Consider the following 20,250-nt stretch of genomic DNA (forward strand, 5'->3'; position numbering starts at 1 on the left):
CTTAACCAATCCTTGAATACTTCAATAATTTCTTAAAGTCGGCAACGACAGCTTTACCAAACGCCGGAATTGCTTCTGTTTTTTCAGGAATAACGTGGCTAACGACGATATTGCCTAGAGGGTCCACGATATAAATTCGGTTTTGTTCTAATTGTTGCTTCGTTCGTTCTTTTAACTCGGTAAATTGCCAGTCTTGTTGGCGGACTAGCTCTAGCGATTTCGGGGCGATAGCTTGTTGAAATAAGCCAACTGGCGTGACACGAGGCATTTCTTTGCCCAGTGCTATGTATGTGTTATTTACACCACTTAGTAGCTCGTCACAGTTGCTATAACAGTTTTGCGGCATGACAAATAACATGAGCCACTGCTTACCTTGCTTTTCGGGAAGTGTGATACCGGTATTCTCGAGCGTTAATTCACCCGCGACAAGCTCTCCTTGGTTAGTGACACCATAGTTAAACCATTGTTGCTCTAACGCGAGTTTGGCGAGCACAACTGGTAAGATGAATGCTACTAACAAAAGCAGAAAACTGCGTCGATTCTTTTTAGTTTCAGGACTTTTCATACTGCTACGCCTTGTTGTTTTTATATTTTCTGGCGGCAAAACCCATAAGGGTTAACCAAGCAACTGCTAACGAAAACCATTGAAACGCGTAACCGCGATGCTTTTCGGGTGGCATGACGATAGGTTGCCAATTTTTTTTATATCCTATGTCTTCATTTTTATCTAAGTAAAAGACAAAGGGCAATAGCTGTTCATTAATTAAACGAGAAATTTTTTCTAATTCGATTTGTTGGATTAGAACGTGACCATTATTTTCCTTAAGTTCCATCGACTTAAGTGTTATACCAGGTTCTACAATTCGTAACGTTCCTTTGATTGAATATTCGCCAGCAATAGCTAATACGTTTGGCATGGTTTGCCGACTTCGGTCACCGGGAATCCAGCCCAGATTTACCAGTACATGTTGGTTATTGACGTTAAATACTTGCAATGCTCTAAAGCCAAATTGACCATCACTGACTTGATTGTCTAACAAGAACACAGGGTGTTTGGTAAACCTTCCCTTGTCGAAAACTAATAAGTCATTTGCTATCTGCGGTGTTTGCTCAAATATCTTATTGGCTTCGCTCAATGATACGCCACCTTGCTGTTGCCAAATCGCCATTTGCTCGATTCGTACTTCTTTTTCTTGGGCACGATTGAGTTGCCACATACCTAACTTGATTAATGCTGAAAAAACGAGCAAGGTAAATAGCGACAACAAGATAAATTGATAGGAAATTTTTCCCATATTAATTAACCGCAACTTGCGCGTGAAAAAACAAAAAAGGTGGAAAAAAACGCATGCTGATACTCTTTAAAATACTACTTGTAGGCGCTCTATTTTTTATGGTGTACAACCTGTTTAAAGCGCTGTTGATTATGAATCGAAACGATCCAAATCAGCCTCCTATGTCCAAGTTTATTGGCCGACGGGTGGCCACTTCCGCCGTTATTGTGATTGTTTTACTCGTCTTAATTGCAACCGGCGTAATTACGCCAAATCAACGTCCTTTCTAATGATTTACCAATAAAAAAGGTGGCGATAGAAATCGCCACCTTAAGATAGTGTTACTAAATAACGTAAACGAATACGAATAAAAATACCCAAACTACGTCAACAAAATGCCAGTACCAACTTGCGGCTTTAAACGCAAAGTGGTTTTCTGGCGTAAAGTGTCCTTTGTATATTCTCACCATCATAACAATAAGCATGATGGTACCGAGCGTTACGTGCATGCCGTGAAAGCCGGTCAGCATGAAGAAAGTATTACCGTAGATACCGCTATCTAAATACAACTTCATATCATCAGAATAAGCATGTTGATATTCCATCACTTGAAGGTATAGGAATACCACACCTAAAATCACGGTTGCCCACATCCACATTTTTAACTGACTACGTTTATTTTGCTCAAGCGCTACATGCGCAAAGTGAGCCGTAACAGATGACGTTAATAGTAAAATGGTGTTAATTAACGGAAGGCCATACCAGCCCATTTGCGTGGTCGTGGTGCCATCTGGTGTTTTCAATAGCGGCCACGTTGCTTGGAATTCAGGCCAGAGCACTTCCCACGTCATTGCATTGTTTGATTCGCCACCTAACCAAGGCACAGAGAACATACGTGCGTAGAATAAGGCGCCGAAAAACGCGGCAAAGAACATGACTTCTGAAAAAATAAACCAACTCATACCTTGTTGAAACGAGTTGTCCATTTGATGTGAGTATTTGCCTGACATTGATTCGTTAATTACGTTACTAAACCAACCCCAAACCATGTAGATAACCATGGCAATACCAGCCAGTAGCACATAGCCACCCCAGCTAGCTTCGCCCGTTTTGAGCACCGATACATATTTTCCTGCACCGATGGCAATTAAAAATAGTGCAACGGCGCCAATAATTGGCCAGTGGCTTTGGGCCGGCACGTAATAGCTTTCATATTCTTTTGAACTCATTGCTATTCTCCTTTAACGCATCCGTTATGAATCTACGCTGGCGGTTATGTCGTACAAGGTGTAAGACAACGTGAGCTCGCTCACATCATCAGGCAGTTCAGGATCAACATAGAACTGCAAGGCCATTTCGACTTCTTCTTGTGCTTTTAATGGCTGATGATTGAAGCAAAAGCATTCTATTTTTTGGAAATAGACTGCTGCTACACCAGGTGACACCGATGGCACGGCTTGGCCAATAATGTCACGAACAGATTCATTTTTTGCGTAAAACTTTACTAATTTCATTTCGCCTGGATGAACGGAAATTTCATTGGTCATTGGCTCGAACTGCCATGGAATACCTTTTGCGGTTCGACTAATGAATTGTACTTTGACGGTGCGGGATGTATCGACACCATCTACAAGTACTGAAGCAGCTTCGTTGCTAGTTTTCCCGTTCAATCCGGTGATTTCACAAAACACGTCATACAAGGGCACTAACGCAAAACCAAATCCAAACATCGCAAAGACCACTAGCACGAGTTTCTTCACGGTTTTCTGAATGTTTTGCTCTTTAGTTGTTGTCATAACATGCTCCTCAATACCTTTTAACGTTTGACGTTTAATTGGTGCGATATTGGCTATAACGTGAGCCAATATCGCAACCTCAACTAGTCAATCTTTGGCGGCTTTTCGAAGGTGTGATATGGCGCAGGACTTGGTACAGTCCACTCCAACCCTTCAGCGCCATCCCAAGGCTTAGCCGGTGCTTTTTCACCGCCTTTAATACACTTGATGACCACCCACAGGAATATCAATTGTGATAAACCAAAGGCAAAGCCACCAATACTCACCCACTTATTAAAGTCGGCGAACTGTAGGGCGTAATCAGGAATACGACGAGGCATACCTGCTAGTCCTAAGAAGTGCATTGGGAAGAACAACACGTTCACTGAGATTAACGAACACCAAAAGTGTGCTTTGGCCAGCGTTTCATCAAACATGAAGCCGGTCCATTTAGGTAGCCAGTAATATGCGCCCGCATAGATTGAGAATAGGGCACCTGTTACAAGTACGTAATGGAAGTGAGCTACAACGAAGTAGGTGTCATGGTATTGGAAATCAACCGGTGTTAAGGCCAACATCAAGCCAGAGAAACCACCAATGGTAAACAAAATAACAAAGGCGATTGAAAATAGCATAGGGACTTCAAATGTAATTGCACCACGCCACATTGTTGCTACCCAGTTGAAGACTTTCACCCCGGTAGGTACCGCAATTAACATGGTACAGTACATAAAGAACAACTCACCGAATAATGGCATACCGGTAGTAAACATGTGGTGAGCCCATACGATAAAAGACAAGAACGCGATAGACGCGGTTGCATATACCATAGAGCTGTAACCAAACAACGGCTTACGAGAGAATGCTGGGATGGTTGTTGAGACAATACCAAATGCCGGTAAAATCATGATGTAAACTTCAGGGTGACCGAAGAACCAGAAAATATGCTGGAACAATACAGGGTCACCACCACCAGCGGCATCAAAAAAGCTCGTACCAAAATAGGTATCCGTTAATACCATCGTCACCGTACCGGCAAGTACTGGCATTACTGCAATGAGTAGGTAAGCCGTGATGAAGAATGTCCAAACAAATAATGGCATTTTCATGTATGTCATACCAGGCGCACGCATATTCATAATGGTGACGACGATGTTGATCGCACCCATGATTGATGAAATACCCATAATATGAACGGCAAATACAAAGAATGCAGTACTACCGTTACTGTACGTTGTCGATAGAGGTGCATAGAACGTCCAACCAAAGTTGGGGGCTCCACCTTCCATAAAGAAAGATGCCAATAAGATGCTAAAGGCAAATGGTAGAATCCAAAAACTCCAGTTATTTAGTCGCGGTAATGCCATATCTGGCGCACCGACCATCATTGGTATCATCCAGTTTGCAAGGCCAGTGAAGGCCGGCATAATGGCACCAAATACCATGATCAAACCATGAACTGTGGTCATTTGGTTGAAAAAGTCAGGGTCAACAATTTGTAGACCTGGTTGGAATAACTCGGCGCGAATAACCATCGCCATTGCGCCACCGGTTAAAAACATAATGAATGAGAACCAAAGATACATTGAACCAATGTCTTTGTGGTTGGTGGTAAATAACCAACGCTTAAGTCCCGTCATTTTGTGATCGTGATGTTCGCCGTCGTGATTGTCGTGCGAATCATGAATTGCTTCTGTTGTCATTATTCGTACTCCTTATTTGCCACTAACAGCATCAACATCTGCTGGTTGTACAAGATCGCCACTGTCATTGCCCCATGCATTGCGCTCATAGGTAACAACTGCTGCAATTTGTGTTTTCGTTAACACGCCTAAGAAACCTTGCATCGCAGGGTTTTTCGCACTGCCTTTTACAACCATCTCAATATGTGCGTTAACGTCACCGGTGATATATGGACTTTTAATTAATGATGGGAATGCTGGCGGCATACCTGCTCCACCGGCTTGGTGACAAGCGATACAAGACTTGTTGTACACTTCTTCGCCCATAGCCATCATTTCATCCATGGTATATTGCTTGGATAAATCTTCAGCTGGTGCAGCTTGCTCTTCAACTTTTGCTACTGCATCGCTAACGGCTTCTGATGCATCGCCTGCTGCGCTGGCGCCTCCAAGTCCTTTAAGCGCTGCAACATCGGCTGCTTGAACGGCATCACCTGTGTTGTTGCCCCAAGCATTACGTTCATAAGTTACAACTGCTGCAATTTCTTTAGCACTTAACTGTTTGCCGTAGCCTTGCATACCTGTGCCAGCAATACCATTAACGACAATATCAATGTGGATATCAGCCGCGCCGGTGGTTGCTACTGCGCTGCCTTTTAGCGCTGGGAATGCCGGTGGTAAACCTTCACCATTTGGTTGGTGACATGCTGCACAATGGGCTGTATAGGTTGTTTCACCTAGACTCATTAATTCATCCATTGAAAGCGAAGCACTTAATGAGGCCTGCTCTGCAGCTTTACGCTCTGCAATGAGGGCTTTTTGATCTTCAAGCCATTGTGCGTAGTCTGCTTCAGTTTTTACTTCAACAACGACTGGCATGTAGCCATGATCTTTACCACATAATTCAGCACATTGGCCTCTGTAGATGCCAGGTTCATCAACTTTGGTCCAAGCCTCATTGATAAAGCCCGGGTTTGCATCTTGTTTGACGGCAAAAGCAGGAACCCACCAAGAATGAATTACATCGTCAGACGTTATTAGAAATCTGACTTTTTTGTTTACGGGTATAACGAGATGATTATCAACTTCAAGTAAGTAGTTTTCACTTTTTGGTGCACTACCCACACGATTGTCAAATTGTTCTCGTGGAGTGGTTAACACGGAGAAAAATTCGATGTCTTGATCGAAGTATTTATAGTGCCATTTCCACTGTGAACCTGTCACTTGAATGGTGATATCTGAATTGGAATTATCTTCCATTTTTATCAAGGTTGAGGTGGCAGGAATAGCCATGGCAACAAGGATGACGATTGGAATTGCCGTCCAAAGAATTTCAATTTTGGTACTTTCGTGAAATGTTGCTGGCTTTACGCCTTTTGATTTGCGATGAAAAAACATCGACCAAAACATAGCACCAAATACTATGATACCTATCACCGTACATATGTATAAAGCATACATATGTAGGTCATACACTTCTTGACTGACAGCTGTTACACCTTTTGGTAGGTTGTAATCACTGTCCGCCCAAGCTGAACTGGAAAGTAGACTTCCCAACAACAGCCAACCCAGGTTACGTCTTTCCACTCGACATCCCTCCCTCTTTTTTAAAGCAAAAAACAGCCCTCAGTTAGTAGCGTAAAACACAGATCACTGTTGCTAAGTTCTGCTTATTTATTATTTTTTATGGGTGACGCAAGAGAATTGTTAGCGCAATTGCGTCGGTTTTATTGTTGTAATAATGATTATTTTTTGGGTGTTTTCTAGTCTAGAATTACTCAAATTTTAACCAAGGTCTAGCGTTTTCTTTCGAAATCTTTAAAAAAAATCTAACAATATCAGCTGAGTAACTACTCTAATAGCATGTTTTGGTGCTGTATGAAAATTAACCGCTATTTGACGGGGGCTAGAGAATATCAAGCTCTTTAATTTTCGTTGAGTGAGCAAGAACTTGATTGTGGTTGGCATTAAATTAAACGTACAAAAAAGCCAACTCAGTGGTTGGCTTTGTAGATAAATCAGCTGAGTGCTTATTTACATCCAATCAGCATTTCGGACAACGCCTACTGCAAGACCTTCAATGTTAAACGCTTGCTGAGCTAAGTCGACTTTGATTGGTGCAAACTCTTCATTTTCTGCGTGAAGGTATACAATATTGCCTTCGCGCTTAAAGCGCTTAACGGTGACATCGTCTTCTACACGAGCAACAACAACCTGGCCATTTTTTACGTCTTGCGTAGTGTGTACAGCAAGTAAATCACCATCGAGAATGCCAATGTCCTTCATACTTTCGCCATTTACACGAAGTAAGTAGTCTGCATTGGGGTGAAATAAGCTACCATCAATCTTATAGGTATCTTCAACATGCTCTTGTGCCAAAATTGGCTCGCCAGCAGCTACTTGGCCAATTAATGGTAATCCTTCTTCTTCAATGAACTCATCCGCAAGTCGGATACCGCGAGACGTACCTGGTAACATTTCGATGTAGCCTTTCTTCGCTAATGCTTTCAAGTGTTCTTCTGCTGCATTAGCTGAACGAAAACCAAAATGCTCCGCAATTTCGGCGCGCGTTGGTGGCATACCTGTGGCGTTTATTGTGTCTTTGATCAAATCAAAGATTTCACTTTGTCGTTTTGTTAACTCGCGCATATTAACCTGTTGTTTCGTACAGTGGTGTATTTATTGTCAGTATATAGCGCTAATTGGCAAACGCAAGCTTAAATGTTGATTATGCTTTGTGAATTAACGATTTACTCATATAAGATTGGCCCGTTACAGCATAAAGTTGAAGTCGTCGAGGGAGCCGATTGCGTCTAACTCAATCGCTTGTTGTCGTTCTTCTTCTGTTAACACATTGGTGAAGGGAGTGTTTCTGCGGAGCTTTCGCATCCGCTTGTCATATTCGATCACACCGTCGTAAAAGGCTTTTGGGTCACTTGGTGCAATATCCAACAAACTAAACCAGGTTAAATAGGCGCCATATCCCATTCGACCCTCTTCACGTTTTTGCTCCAGTGTTTCTTTTACCTGCTCAATTAGCTCTGGCTTCGCAAGTACTTTTTTAGCCATAGCTTTATGAATCGCTAAAATTTGTTTATCAATAAAGTCATCACGTATCGTGGTTTTTTTAATTTGATAAGGTCGACGGTTGTTTCGTTTTTGTCGGTTGAACATAATGTATTAACAGAAACGCTTGGTATTTCATTGTGAGGGAACTATAACGAGAAATACGTGAGGTGTTCAAATATGGATTAGCAATTTGATGATCAAGGCTGGCGCTCCCGACAGGAATCGAACCTGTAATTTAGACTCCGGAGGTCCACGTGATATCCATTTCACCACGGGAGCACAGCTACAGGCGAGATTCTAGTCAAAAGCTTAACGCTTTACTAGCGGTAATTGTTTAACTGTTCAATTACCGCACAATCTTTACAACTGTTTGTAAATTTCACCATTTTTCATGACGAAGCTAACATTTTCTAACGTCGCGATGTTCTTTAATGGGTTGCTATCAACAGCAATGACATCAGCAAACTTTCCTTCTTCGAGGCTGCCGAGATTATCTTGCCATTTTAGCAGTCTTGCAGAATTGATGGTTGCCGCTTGAATAGCTTGTAGCGGTGTCATACCAAACCTAACCATGCGCGAGAATTGTTTTGCATTATCTCCGTGAGGATATATACCTGCGTCAGAGCCTAACACCATTTTGGTTTTCGCTTTCACTGCGTTTGAAAAGCTCTCGCGTTGAACGGTGCCCACCTGGCGTTCTTTGTCGATGTTTTCTTGTGGTACACCGTTTTTTTCACCTTCTGCCAAGGTATATTCCGTATTGTAAATATCCATTGATAAATAAGTGCCGTGCTTTTTAGCAAGTGCAATAGTCTCTTTATCTAAAAAGCTAGCGTGCTCGATAGAGTCGACACCAGCTTTGATGGCGTACTTGATCCCTTCTGTACCGTGAGCATGCGCAGCGACGGTCCGTCCGTGCGTATGGGCTTCATCCACAATGGCTTTCATTTCTTCGAATGTATATTGACGCTGACCAACTTTGGTTCCTTTCGAAAACACCCCGCCTGTGGCACAAAACTTAATCAAATCAACACCGTATTTTACATTTAGACGGACTTTTTCACGCACCGACCAAGGACCATCAGCAACACCATCTGATTTTTGTTTAAAACTATGATTTAAGGCATTGTTATCACAATGACCACCCGTTATGCCGATAGATGGCCCAGATACCGCCATACGAGGTCCTTTGATTTCACCTGCATTGATGGCATTACGCAATGCAACGTCTTGATAGTCAGCAGCGCCAACATTTCGAATCGTTGTGAAACCCGCCATTAACGTTTTTTCTGCATTGACCACACCACCAATGAGCGCACGATGTGGTGATTGGAAAAATCGAGCATAGAAGCTCTTGGTAAGGTTTTGAACAACATGCGTATGCATGTCCATGAGGCCAGGTAAAAGGTACTTGTCACCAAGGTCAATGATTTTAGCGTCACTTGGCAAGTCGCTTTTATTAGCGGTAATGTCGATGATTTTGCCATTATCAATTACCAGATACTGATTTTTGAGAATATTACCTGTTTCGACGTCCAATAAATGTTTAGCGGTAAGTACGGTTGAGGCAGATGCTAACTGACATAAAAGTAAGCCTGAAAGGCCAAGTAAAGTGGTTATTTTTTTCATGGGTGATCCTTGGTTGCTACCCAATTTATAGAATAATGTACTCAACCAATCAATCGCTTGTTGTTTAAGTGCTGGTATTTCTCGATAAGTGAGTAGGTCGATTGCATCTATTTAACTGATTTCGTAAAGTAGCCAAGTTAATGATCCAATAAAGATATTTTAAAATGACAGCATCACTTGGCAATCACCATTTATGTAAAGTAACCCTACTCGGGAATTTAGTGGCTAAGCCAGAAGTGAGATACTTTACTAAACCTGTATTGGCCGTTGCTGAAATCACGTTGGCAACGCATAGTCGTTGGTTTGATAAAGCGAGCAATCAGTTTAAAGAATGGACAGACTTTCACACGATTAAGGTCATTGGCGATATCGTCGAAGAAGCCCTGCTATATGCCGAAAAAGGCGATGTAATGCTAATTCATGGCTACTTGCTGGATAGCGCAAAGTCTAGCAGGCAAATTGTTCATGCAAATTTCGCTCAACATTTTGCAAAAGGTTATGCTCAATCAATTAATCTCGTGCAATTGAGCGGTGAAGTAAATGCACCGATCAAGCTGGTAACAACCGCAAACGATAAACAAATGGCTGAGTTGTCATTAACCGTCAAACATCAAATCGTTTCTCCCGTATCAGGTAAAAAGCAAGAATTTAAACTCTCGCGTTTGGTGCATGTTTGGGGAAAACAAGCACAATTTATTGCTAATAACGCGCAAGAAGGCAGTCAGTTGGTTGTTGAAGGTAAGTTGAGTTATCAAAATGATCAGCAAAAATCTCAGTTTATTGAAGCAAAACAGACGGTTGTTTTAAAAAGTTAAGCAAAATTTGCTTACAATTTGTTGAGCTACAAATAGAATTTCTGCATACTTGGATAAATGATGCCGTAAGAAGGAATGAGTGGCTAACATGCTTTACTCTGGTAAAAGCAGTAGATACTGTCGAGGTGCATATCACTTTATGATATGCATGTTGTTGCTGTTGTGTTTCTCAAGTCAGTCATTTGCTCAGTCAATTCAGGCAAAGCTTCCCAAGCAATTATCGTCGCTTTCAAGCAAACGCTTTGTTCAAATACCCAACCAATCAAGCTTCTTCGCCTTTAATGCTTCTGGCGATATATATTTGTTAGATGTTGAACAGGAACGTGAGCTTATTGTTTATCCGACGCCAATAATATCGCTAAAACAATCACTTTCTGTCGATAATGCGACGTTGTTTGCTGTCGCTTTACACCCGAGCTTTTCGATAGCTGGAAAAGCGGGTAGTGGCACCTTCTATACTGCACATCGAGTGCCGTTTGATGAAAAAAGCTCGACGGTGCGTCTTGCACATCAGGCACCACGCAATGCCTATGATATTGTTGTCAGCGAATGGATTTATTTATCGCATAGCAAGCAAGTTGCTGAAAACAGTAAACGTGAACTGTTCCGTATAGCGTCAAATGATAGTGAATTTGATGTTAAACAATTGAGCTTTAATCCACACCTAAAACCATGGCAAGAAAACTATGGCATCTTACATGTGTTGCTCGGTTCATCAGGAAACAATAATAGCGCGATATTTAGTGGTAGTGTTTTACGTATTAATCCGACGCCATTTGGCTTAAAACAGTATACGGTGCCAATCAATAATCCGTATAACCAGCACAGTGATATCGCCAATGAAATTGCGTTATACAACATTGAACAACCCACTGTACTTGTTTGGCAAAAGAACAGTCATCATGATTTGCTTGTTCATCATTATAAAAATGCAAGTCCTGTTGTTTCATCTCTGTCATTTGGTGACAACCTCAAAGCCGTTAAGCCTGAATATCAATTCTCGCTCAATGACAAAGCTACGTTTTCAAAGTTACATTATTTAGCACCTAATAAGCTCGACTCGTCGCCGACCTATCTTACTTTAGATCATGACCGCGCTGCTTTAGATAGAGTGTCGTTTGTTGATAATAAGCAACATATCGAACCGAGCGATTTGTTGGGTGACGGTGGCTTGCCGGCTAACACTGTGTTGGTCAAGGTGGCAGAATCGTTTATCGCTTTGTATTCGGTGTCAGATCAGGTCTTGATGTTGATGAGCTATCTGCCAACGGTTTCAGCTGAAAAGGCAACTGTTGAGCAGAACAAAGTGTCTGAGAGTAAAAATGGTCCTTTCCTGTATTTAACATTCATCATTTTGGTGACACTCATTCTGTGGCTGAATCGAGAAAAAATTGCTGAAGAAAATGCAAAGCGTAAGATTCGTCAACAATATGCTCGTGTTGAGATCATTGACGGTGAAGTGTGCCTGTATAATCGACATGAAGAGACTATCGCGAAAAGATTAAATCCACGTAATATTGTGGTCAGTGAATTACTACTTAATCAACAAATAGTAAACCAGGTCAATGCTGAGGAGCTGCCATTTACTAATGATGTAGAGGCCGATATTAAAGGGGTATTTAATCGAGAATACCATTCCAAAATGTATGGTAAGCGTGTACGTCAGGTACAACTTCAGTTACTCGACAGCAAAGGTAAGAAGTATTTAATTTGTCCCTATTTTAGAATAGGTGACCAGCGCTATACTAAATTACATTTTAAACCAAGCCTTGCCCTACTAATTGATTTCCAATGGCAAATTTCAGGGATCATTAACCCCAATAGTACGCCTGAAAGAAAAAAAGAAATTATTCCTGATGAAGCAGCGCTTAAACCAGCTAAGGTACAAATCCAAAGGCCAGCACCTGTATCAAAAGTGCCACGTGAGAGTAAGGCTGAAACTCCTGTTGCGAAGGCGCAATCTCAAGAACAAAGTAAACCACTTGACGGTGTTAGCGACAGTGAAAAAAGCAAACCAGTGAGTAAAGAAGTGCAAGACACTAAGATCGTCGATGCCATAGAGAAGCTGGTAAAATTGCACCAGGAAGGTTTCTTAGATGATGATGAATTTGCTAACGCAAAAGCTAAACCGTTACAAAGCTTAGTTGATCAATAAGCGACAAATCTCGACAATAGGCGCGCAAGTTAGTCGTTGATGAGTGTTTTATGGTGCGTGCAGTCCAGTACTTATTATTAATTTTTTGTTTTTTCCCTGTCATGAGCTTCGCCAAAACAACGTTTGGTGATGTTGTCGTATCTCGTGTTGTCTCTGTGTATGATGGCGATACATTTCGAGTCGACATTGACCATTGGCCAGCATTAGTTGGTCAGAATGCCCCGATTCGCGTGAAGCAGGTTGATACACCTGAGCTAAGAGGAAAGTGTCCAAGTGAAAAGGCATTAGCGAAACAAGCAAAAATTTTCACTCAAGCTTTACTGAGAAATAGTGCTCAAGTTGAGTTACGCAACATAGAGCGTGGCAAGTATTTTAGAATTTTGGCTGATGTTTATATCGATAATCAGAGCCTAGCAAGTTTATTGATCGCGAATAATCTTGCAAGGCCGTATCAAGGCGGAAAGCGAAGTGGTTGGTGTGAATAAGTCAATAATCCTGACAACGATTGTTGCAATCGCACTTTTTGCGTTGGCGATAATTCCCAGTCAACTTTGGTTAACTCAAGATAATATATCTGCTTGGATAGATACCTGGCTTCCAGAGGGTTTATTACTTCAGGTCATTAGTTTGTATGGCGTGTTTGCCCTAGCATTAACGCTTGGGGTGCCAAGACAATTTGCTGCTATTGCATGTGGTTATATTCTAGGTCAATGGGCAGGTATGCTCGTCGGCTTGTTTGCAGCGGTCAGTGCTTGTTTCTTAACGTCAATAATGGCGCGATTTATGTTCGCTGATTTTGTCGGTCGTAGATTTCACAAACAGCAGAACGCAATCTATCAATTCTTGTCGATTAACGAATTTACCAAAGCACTAATTATCCGTTTGTTGCCGGTAGGCAGTAACTTTTTGACAAATGTTGTTGCCGGCTCATGCAACATAAAGCTTGCTCCTTTTATTGCAGGGAGTGCATTAGGCTTTATACCTCAAATGCTGATATTTAGCTTAGTTGGAGCAGGCGTAAAACTGAGCAGCTCGACCCATATTTTATCAGCTGGAGCGTTGTTCGTTGTAGCACTTATACTTGGCTTTTGGCTATACAAACAAGAATCGCAAGCAAAAAAAAAGGGGTCTAAGTCATTCGACTAAGACCCCCTTTATTATCTGTTTCATTTAGCCAAGCGATAATAAGTGCTTAACTAAATTGCTGTAATCGCCTTTCAAGTTGTTACGATCTAACTCTTGCATGTTGATTAGGTACTTACCATTAACAATAACGGCAGGAACACCTTTAATAGCGCCACGACGACCGAAGTATTCTTGTGTTTTCTTCATCGCTTTGGCTTGTGAATTAACACTGAAGCTTTTCATTAACTTGTCAAACTTGGCACCGTCTACGCCATTTAAAACGAATAGGTTACGTAAGTCTTTTTCAGATGAGAACGTTGCTCGTTGCACCTGAACGTAGTTAAACATTGCGCCAACTAGCTTTTCTTCCATTTTTAATTGCTTAGCAATAACTAAACCTTTCGTTAACATAAACTGTGTATCAGTTGATGCCATGCGTAAAAAGTCTACGTGATTACGTTCAAACGACACATCTTCAGGTAATTGTTTCTTAATGTCAGCCATAAATGGTTCGAAGCTAAAACAATGAGGACAGTAGAAAGAGAAGAACTCACGTAATTCTGGTTTTTTAGACGCTTTGTCGCTGACTACTGTGTAGTGTTTACCTTCTTCATACTGCGCTGCGTTTGCCAGAAATGGCATCGCAATCAATAAAAATAAACCAATAATTTTTTTCATAATACTGCTTTCCTTCTAGTTGCCCTTACGGCAATAAACTGAGCGGCGGTTGTTGTAAGGCAGACATTTGCTCCTTGAGCATTAATATTTGTTGTTCCCAATATTTTTCCGTATTAAACCACGGAAAGTTACGAGGGAATGCTGGGTCTTGCCATCGTTTACACAACCAAGCCATATAATTTACAACTCGCATTGTACGCAATGATTCTATCAAGGCAAGTTGTGCGTTATCAAACGAATTAAACTCTTCATAGCCACAAAGTAAGGTGTCTAATTGTAACAATTGTTGTTGTCTATCGCCTGAAAGCATCATCCAGAGGTCTTGAATAGCAGGCCCCATACGACAATCGTCGAGATCTACAAAATGGGGTCCATCGTCTGTCCAAAGGATGTTTCCGGCATGACAATCACCATGTAAACGAATCATATCATGATTTGTAAATTGACCTGATGCTTCCGAAATGACTTGCGATAATATGGTCTCAAAAGCTGTTTCTAGGCTAGGAGGAACAAATTCTGAAGTCAAAATCGTTTGTTTAGCATCGTTCAAGAATTCTTGAGTATTGAAATCAGGCCTGTGCTGAAAAGTGGACTTCTGAGATATGGCGTGTATGCGTCCAATAAAACGTCCCATCCATTCGAGCTGATCAAGGTTATCTACCTCAAAGATTCGCCCGCCACGGCAAGGATAAAGTGCGAAGTGGTAACCTTGATGTTCGAATAGACTTTTTCCGTCAAACACCAGCGGAGCAACAATAGGTAACTCTTCTTGAGCAAGCTCTAACGCAAAATCGTGCTCTTCTTGGATCTGTTCAAGTGACCATCGTTGAGGACGATAAAACTTGGTTACATACTTTACTTTGTTGTCGTCATGAAACTGATAGACACGGTTTTCATAACTGTTTAGAGGTAATAGGCCGCTCTCAACATAAATGCCTAACTGCTCGATGGCATCGAGCATGACATCAGGAGAGAGCGAACTGAAATTAAATACTGCCATTAACGTTTATTAAAGAATCGACTGTCGTGTTCTACATAAACGCTATCTTCGCTGTTAACGAGCTCAATGACAAATGTTATATCCGTCATATAACCATCTAAATCATACGGATCTGCAGCAATACTGATTGGCAAGGTATAAACACTCGCCGCTTTTATGACAACTTCTTGCTCACCAATCCAACGAGCATTGTCTATTCCTTTAACTGAGAGCTTGTATGTATTGTCGGTTTGCGACTTGTTTAGGATTTTTAAGGTGTAGACGTTTTCTATTTCACCATCAAAATTTTCTCGTGCTAATTCCGTGCGATCACGAATGATATCTAATGCGACGGGAACACGTGTTGCGATACCGTAACTCATCATCGCAGCAAACACGGTCAGAATTATTGCGTAGCCAATCAACTTAGGACGAATTAAATGGACTTTTTTGCCTTCTAAGTCATGCTCTGTGGTGTAACGAATTAGACCACGAGGGTATTTCATTCTATCCATCACGCCATCACACGCATCGATACAAGAGCCACAGTTGATACACTCATACTGCAAACCATTTCGGATATCGATACCCGTCGGGCATACTTGGACACATAAGTTACAGTCAATACAATCGCCTAATCCGAGTTCTTTAGGATCTTGTTTACGGCCGCGAGCACCACGGTTTTCGCCTCGATTAAAGTCATACGTTACTGTTAACGTATCTTTATCGAACATCGCTGACTGAAACCGTGCGTATGGACACATGTGTAGACACATGATTTCACGCATCCATCCTGCGTTACCGTAGGTACAGAAAGTGAAAAATAATACAACGGCCACTACGGTAATAGAGGCATTGAAGGTGAAAAAGTCGATAAATAGCTCATCAACTGGCGTAAAGTAGCCGGCGAAAGTCAACGATGTTAGTAGTGCAACGAATAGCCAACATATATGTTTGAGTGATTTTTTGATGAATTTATCTTTATTCATCTTCTGTTGATCGAGCTTTTTACGTTGATTTGCCGTGCCTTCTATCTTTTCTTCAAACCAGATGAAGATGAAGGTCCATACCGTTTGAGGGCACAGGTAACCGCACCAAACACGCCCTAAAAAGGTGGTAACGAAGAACAATAAAAAAGCACTGAACATCAACAACCAAGCGAATAAGGTTAAATCTTGAGGCCATAGGGTTAGGCCGAAAATATTGAAACGTTGTTCACCAATGTCGAATAACACGGCTTGATGGCCGTTAAATTGAATCCAAGGCAAAAGAGCAAAGGCTGCCATGAAAAAAAAGTTCATACGCTGCCTGAGTCGTTGGAAAAAACCTTCCACTTTGCGCACGTAAATTTGATCACGTGGTTGGTACTTCTCCGCCGAACCATGCTTCGCAGGATGGATATTGACGTTTTTTACTGGGATATGAACTACAGGTTTGGTATCTTTACGGTCAGAGCTCACGAGCTTTCCTTAACGATAATGTTTTGTTAAGTCACTATCAGTACATCATGACGAAAGCGTTAATGTAATGTTAGTAATTTTGTTTTATTGAGAAAATACATTTTGATTATAAGCTAAGCCATGAAAAAAATATTGATCTTAATCGTTGTTATAGCGTTATTTTTACATTTTAATCCACAGCCTGAAGTGAATGAGTTTCTTGAAGAGCAAAAAACGAGCTTTTTAGACACTATGGCTGAGTTCTCAGGAACTAAGGTTCGAATGAAGTCTAGTACGATTATTGAGAAGATGGACGATCAACTCGCTAGCTTTTCACCCGCTGAAATGCAGAAACTTAAAGAAATTACATTAACGCGTAGCAGCGTGCGCAGTTACTTTAACAAGCACTGTAAAGCCGGCCAATCGGATCCTGAATTCCATTCTCAAAACCATCAAAAGGTGTGTAGCCAAATTAGCCACTTTTTATCCTCACCTAGATAAGGCGTTGTGAATCGGTAATTTTTACTGCAATTGATTTAGACGTTGGTGTGAAGCTATCAACACCAACGCTTGCCCTTGGAATTAACGGGTTGGCTTCTGGGAAGTAGCATGCCACTTGACCTCGCGGAATGTCGTAAGCACATAATTTAAAGCCACTAACTTTCCGTTCCACATTATCTGTCCATATACTCACGATATCGACAATGTCACCATCACTTTTCCCTAAGCGTTTGATATCTTTTTCGTTGATTAAAATGATATTTCGCTCGCCAGAAATACCGCGATATCTATCTTCAAAACCATAAATGGTTGTATTGTATTGGTCGTGCGAACGAAGGGTTTGCATTGTAAACACGATTTGGTTTTTATCGTTGAAAGCTGGAATCAACGTGCTTGGTAATGTTGCTGAACTAAACGTGGCTTTTCCTGTGGTCGTTTGCCAGTTATAGTCGGCAGCACTATTACCAAGATAAAAGCCACCTGGCGTTTCAAGTCGACGATTGAAGTCGGCAAATCCAGGAATAGTTTTTGCAATTAACGTTCTAATATTGCTGTAGTCGTTGATGACGTCTTGCCAACGTATAGGGAAATCTCCTAACGTGGCTTGTGCGATCCCGGCAATAATAGCTGGCTCAGACTTTAACGTTTTGTGTTCATTGTCAACTACACCGGCCGATGCGTGTACCATCGAAAATGAATCTTCAACAGTAATTGACTGAGCTTGGCCTTTTTGAATATCAATATCGGTGCGGCCTAAGCACGGTAAAATCAAACTTTGCTTGCCAGGTGTGACATGCGTGCGGTTGAGCTTAGTTGCGATGGAAACGGTTAAATTACAATTAGACAGTGCCTTTATTGTTTGCTGAGTTTCTGGTGTCGCTGAAACAAAATTTCCACCCAAGCCAATAAAGACCTTACTGCTGTTATCGAGCATGGCATCAATAGCTTGCACGGTATTGTGGCCGTGGTGCTCAGGAGGCGAAAAATTGAATTGCTTTTCAATTGCTGATAAAAACGTAGCATCAGGCTTTTCATTAATGCCCATCGTTCTGTCACCTTGGACATTAGAGTGACCTCTTACGGGGCACAGACCCGCCCCTTTTTTACCAATTTGGCCAAATAACAGCTGTAAATTAGCAATTTCTTGAATCATCACAACAGAGTGTTGATGTTGCGTGATCCCCATCGCCCAAGTAATGATGACACGGTCTGCTTGTTGATAAATTGAAGCTAACTGTTCTATTTCCGCTTGTGTTAAGCCTGATTGCTCAATTATTTCTTGCCAGCTGGTTGCATCGACAATTTCCAGATAGTCGTCTATGCCATTTGTTTGTTGTTCAATAAATGCTAAATCGAATAATGATTGACCGTTTGAGACAGCCTCTCGATGACGGTTGAGGAGGACTTTAACCATGCCTCGAACAATGGCCATATCGCCACCTAATTTCGGTCTGAAATAATCAGAAGAAATGTGTGTAGCGCTTAACGTGAGCATCTCTTTAGGTGATTGTGGGTTGGTAAAACGTTCTAAACCACGTTCTTTCAATGGATTGATAGAGACGATTCGAGCGCCTCGACGCGATGCATGACTGAGTGCATCGAGCATACGTGGATGGTTTGTCCCTGGGTTTTGGCCAAGCACAAAAATAGCGTCTGCATGCTCAAAATCGTCTATTGTGACGGTACCTTTGCCAATACCAATCGAGCGTTTTAATGCAACACCACTGGCTTCATGACACATATTTGAACAATCAGGTAAATTGTTCGTGCCATATGCTCTAACAAATAATTGATATAGAAAAGCGGCTTCATTGCTTGCGCGACCTGATGTATAAAACTCGGCTTGGTCAGGACTTGTCAATTGATTAAGTTGTGTTGCTATTAGCGAAAATGCATCTTGCCAACTTATTGGCTCATAATGATCGGTTTGGCTGTTGTAGACAACAGGTTCAACAAGGCGACCTTGATATTCAAGAAAATAATCTGATTGACGTTGCAGGTAGCTAACGGAGTGTTGTCCAAAAAATTGAGCATCTACAGTTTTGCTCGTTGCTTCCCAGTTAACGGCTTTAGCGCCGTTTTCGCAAAATCGAAATCTACCAGGTTCATCCTTTTCACCCCAAGCACAGCCTGGGCAATCGAAGCCGTGATCTTGGTTGGTTTTCAATAATGTTTTGATATTTTTCGCAACATTTTCACTTTTGAGTAAATGTTTGGTCGTACTTTTTAAGGCACCCCAACCACCTGCTGCACCTTGATAGTTATGTTTTGCCATCAGAATTCTCCACCGTCATTGGTGATAAGCGCCAGTCACCACAGTAAATATTTGCTTGTTTTGCCGTGATAAAACCAATCAGTGTTAAATCAAACTGCTTGGCAGTCTCTAGTGCCAAACTAGAAGGTGCACCAATTGCTGCTATTGTGCATACCCCCGCCATTACCGCCTTTTGAACAAGCTCAAAACTAATTCTGCCACTCAGTAATAGTATGCAATTTCGATTTTGTGCTGTAAGTAAGTGTTTACCAATTAGCTTGTCAACAGCGTTATGTCGACCCACATCTTCTTTACAATCAATGAATGAAAACATGGAATTAGATAAAGTCAGTAGTGCGGCACCATGAACGCTACCTGTTTGTTGAAACAAATGTTGGTGGGCTCTTAATTCTTGTGCCGCTTCAATCAACCTATCGAATGGTAACCAGTGCTGGTCTCGACTAATCTCTCTTGTCGCTTTCAATGCAAGTTGCTTTATACTCGATTTACCGCAAATACCGCATCCAGAATAGCTGGTAAATTGTCGACTTTGGTATTTGTCATCAACGACAACATGCTCAGCTAATGAAATAGTAATTTCATTTGGATCACTGTGCTTAACGTCAAGGACATCATCCTTAGACGTGATGATATGCTCACTAAACAAAAAGCCAAGGCTAAGCGGGACGTCATCACCAGGTGTACGCATAATCGTTGCTAATTCCAATAGTTGCTCTTTGGTAGCAATGACGATTAGCAAAGGTGCTTCAACAGCAACAATATCGTCAGCGGGCATTCGAGCATCCAACGAATAATGGCGCTTGGTAACTCGACGCGTGCTATTTTCTTGCTGTTGACCTTGGTGTTTCATGTTG

At 41.6% G+C, this 20,250-nt stretch carries 20 protein-coding genes and 1 tRNA gene; 6 read left to right on the forward strand and 15 right to left on the reverse strand.

Annotated elements, in window-relative coordinates:
- Position 1 precedes the first annotated feature (1 nt).
- Both QQK05_RS12620 and QQK05_RS12625 read right to left on the reverse strand, forming a co-directional pair.
- Positions 2-565, reverse strand: coding sequence for a hypothetical protein (locus QQK05_RS12620; RefSeq protein WP_284299119.1), 564 nt, complete (start codon positions 563-565; stop codon positions 2-4).
- Positions 566-569: 4 nt separating this feature from the next.
- Positions 570-1,295, reverse strand: coding sequence for an SURF1 family protein (locus tag QQK05_RS12625; protein WP_284299121.1), 726 nt, complete (start codon positions 1,293-1,295; stop codon positions 570-572).
- 53 nt (positions 1,296-1,348) lie between these two features.
- Here QQK05_RS12625 and QQK05_RS12630 point away from each other — a divergent pair, with 53 nt between their 5' ends.
- Complete coding sequence (locus tag QQK05_RS12630) at positions 1,349-1,564, forward strand: DUF2909 domain-containing protein (protein WP_322790573.1); 216 nt, start codon at positions 1,349-1,351, stop codon at positions 1,562-1,564.
- A 54-nt stretch (positions 1,565-1,618) separates the two neighbouring features.
- Here QQK05_RS12630 and QQK05_RS12635 read toward each other — a convergent pair whose 3' ends face one another.
- The 8 genes from QQK05_RS12635 to QQK05_RS12670 form a co-directional block, all read right to left on the reverse strand.
- Positions 1,619-2,503 (reverse strand): cytochrome c oxidase subunit 3, encoded by an 885-nt coding sequence (locus QQK05_RS12635; protein WP_284299122.1) that lies wholly within the window; start codon positions 2,501-2,503, stop codon positions 1,619-1,621.
- A gap of 24 nt (positions 2,504-2,527) precedes the next feature.
- On the reverse strand, positions 2,528-3,070 hold the full coding sequence (locus QQK05_RS12640) for a cytochrome c oxidase assembly protein (RefSeq protein WP_284299189.1): 543 nt from the start codon (positions 3,068-3,070) through the stop codon (positions 2,528-2,530).
- 83 nt (positions 3,071-3,153) lie between these two features.
- Positions 3,154-4,752, reverse strand: coding sequence for a cytochrome c oxidase subunit I (gene ctaD, locus QQK05_RS12645; protein ID WP_284299124.1), 1,599 nt, complete (start codon positions 4,750-4,752; stop codon positions 3,154-3,156).
- A gap of 12 nt (positions 4,753-4,764) precedes the next feature.
- The gene (gene coxB / locus QQK05_RS12650; protein ID WP_284299126.1) at positions 4,765-6,318 is read right to left on the reverse strand and encodes a cytochrome c oxidase subunit II; all 1,554 of its coding nucleotides are present in this window, start codon (positions 6,316-6,318) and stop codon (positions 4,765-4,767) included.
- A gap of 447 nt (positions 6,319-6,765) precedes the next feature.
- Entirely contained in the window at positions 6,766-7,380 is a 615-nt protein-coding gene (lexA, locus tag QQK05_RS12655; RefSeq protein ID WP_284299128.1) for a transcriptional repressor LexA, read from the reverse strand.
- 123 nt (positions 7,381-7,503) lie between these two features.
- Complete coding sequence (locus QQK05_RS12660; protein ID WP_284299130.1) at positions 7,504-7,905, reverse strand: hypothetical protein; 402 nt, start codon at positions 7,903-7,905, stop codon at positions 7,504-7,506.
- A 99-nt stretch (positions 7,906-8,004) separates the two neighbouring features.
- Positions 8,005-8,079 (reverse strand) — tRNA-Arg (locus QQK05_RS12665).
- Between the two features lie 81 nt (positions 8,080-8,160).
- Positions 8,161-9,429: a Xaa-Pro dipeptidase gene (locus tag QQK05_RS12670; protein WP_284299134.1), complete on the reverse strand. Its 1,269-nt coding sequence runs from the start codon at positions 9,427-9,429 to the stop codon at positions 8,161-8,163.
- A 164-nt stretch (positions 9,430-9,593) separates the two neighbouring features.
- On the opposite strand from QQK05_RS12670, the gene QQK05_RS12675 reads away from it, so the two are divergent.
- The 4 genes from QQK05_RS12675 to QQK05_RS12690 all read left to right on the forward strand — a co-directional run bounded on the left by QQK05_RS12675 (position 9,594) and on the right by QQK05_RS12690 (position 13,545).
- A complete protein-coding gene (locus QQK05_RS12675) occupies positions 9,594-10,244 on the forward strand; it encodes a single-stranded DNA-binding protein (protein ID WP_284299135.1) in 651 nt (216 codons plus the stop codon).
- Between the two features lie 79 nt (positions 10,245-10,323).
- Positions 10,324-12,399 carry an SHOCT domain-containing protein gene (locus tag QQK05_RS12680; protein ID WP_284299137.1) on the forward strand — a complete coding sequence of 692 codons (2,076 nt, stop codon included), beginning with the start codon at positions 10,324-10,326 and terminating at the stop codon, positions 12,397-12,399.
- A gap of 50 nt (positions 12,400-12,449) precedes the next feature.
- On the forward strand, positions 12,450-12,884 hold the full coding sequence (locus tag QQK05_RS12685) for a thermonuclease family protein (protein WP_284299139.1): 435 nt from the start codon (positions 12,450-12,452) through the stop codon (positions 12,882-12,884).
- Positions 12,877-13,545: a TVP38/TMEM64 family protein gene (locus QQK05_RS12690; RefSeq protein ID WP_284299141.1), complete on the forward strand. Its 669-nt coding sequence runs from the start codon at positions 12,877-12,879 to the stop codon at positions 13,543-13,545. Before QQK05_RS12685 ends, QQK05_RS12690 begins: the two co-directional genes overlap by 8 nt.
- A 24-nt stretch (positions 13,546-13,569) precedes the next feature.
- Here the strand turns inward: QQK05_RS12690 and QQK05_RS12695 are convergent, their stop codons facing one another.
- From QQK05_RS12695 to ccoG, 3 genes are read right to left on the reverse strand one after another with little or no spacing between them, the layout of a single operon-like run.
- The gene (locus QQK05_RS12695; RefSeq protein WP_284299143.1) at positions 13,570-14,202 is read right to left on the reverse strand and encodes a thiol:disulfide interchange protein DsbA/DsbL; all 633 of its coding nucleotides are present in this window, start codon (positions 14,200-14,202) and stop codon (positions 13,570-13,572) included.
- Between the two features lie 25 nt (positions 14,203-14,227).
- Positions 14,228-15,202 carry a serine/threonine protein kinase gene (locus QQK05_RS12700; RefSeq protein ID WP_284299145.1) on the reverse strand — a complete coding sequence of 325 codons (975 nt, stop codon included), beginning with the start codon at positions 15,200-15,202 and terminating at the stop codon, positions 14,228-14,230.
- Complete coding sequence (gene ccoG, locus QQK05_RS12705) at positions 15,202-16,641, reverse strand: cytochrome c oxidase accessory protein CcoG (protein WP_284299147.1); 1,440 nt, start codon at positions 16,639-16,641, stop codon at positions 15,202-15,204. The genes QQK05_RS12700 and ccoG overlap by 1 nt, the downstream gene beginning before the upstream one ends.
- Before the next feature lie 120 nt (positions 16,642-16,761).
- On the opposite strand from ccoG, the gene QQK05_RS12710 reads away from it, so the two are divergent.
- Complete coding sequence (locus QQK05_RS12710) at positions 16,762-17,121, forward strand: hypothetical protein (RefSeq protein WP_284299149.1); 360 nt, start codon at positions 16,762-16,764, stop codon at positions 17,119-17,121.
- Here QQK05_RS12710 and QQK05_RS12715 read toward each other — a convergent pair.
- Together QQK05_RS12715 and fdhD are read right to left on the reverse strand one after the other, a co-directional pair.
- Entirely contained in the window at positions 17,114-19,396 is a 2,283-nt protein-coding gene (locus tag QQK05_RS12715) for an FdhF/YdeP family oxidoreductase (protein WP_284299151.1), read from the reverse strand. The two genes, QQK05_RS12710 and QQK05_RS12715, sit on opposite strands and share 8 nt — an antisense overlap.
- Positions 19,383-20,246, reverse strand: a complete 864-nt coding sequence (gene fdhD, locus QQK05_RS12720; RefSeq protein ID WP_284299153.1) for a formate dehydrogenase accessory sulfurtransferase FdhD — start codon at positions 20,244-20,246, stop codon at positions 19,383-19,385. Before fdhD ends, QQK05_RS12715 begins: the two co-directional genes overlap by 14 nt.
- Between the last annotated feature and the right edge of the window lie 4 nt (positions 20,247-20,250).

Origin of the sequence: Thalassotalea loyana (assembly GCF_030161435.1) — a bacterium.
In the GTDB taxonomy this organism is placed as follows: domain Bacteria; phylum Pseudomonadota; class Gammaproteobacteria; order Enterobacterales; family Alteromonadaceae; genus Thalassotalea_G; species Thalassotalea_G loyana.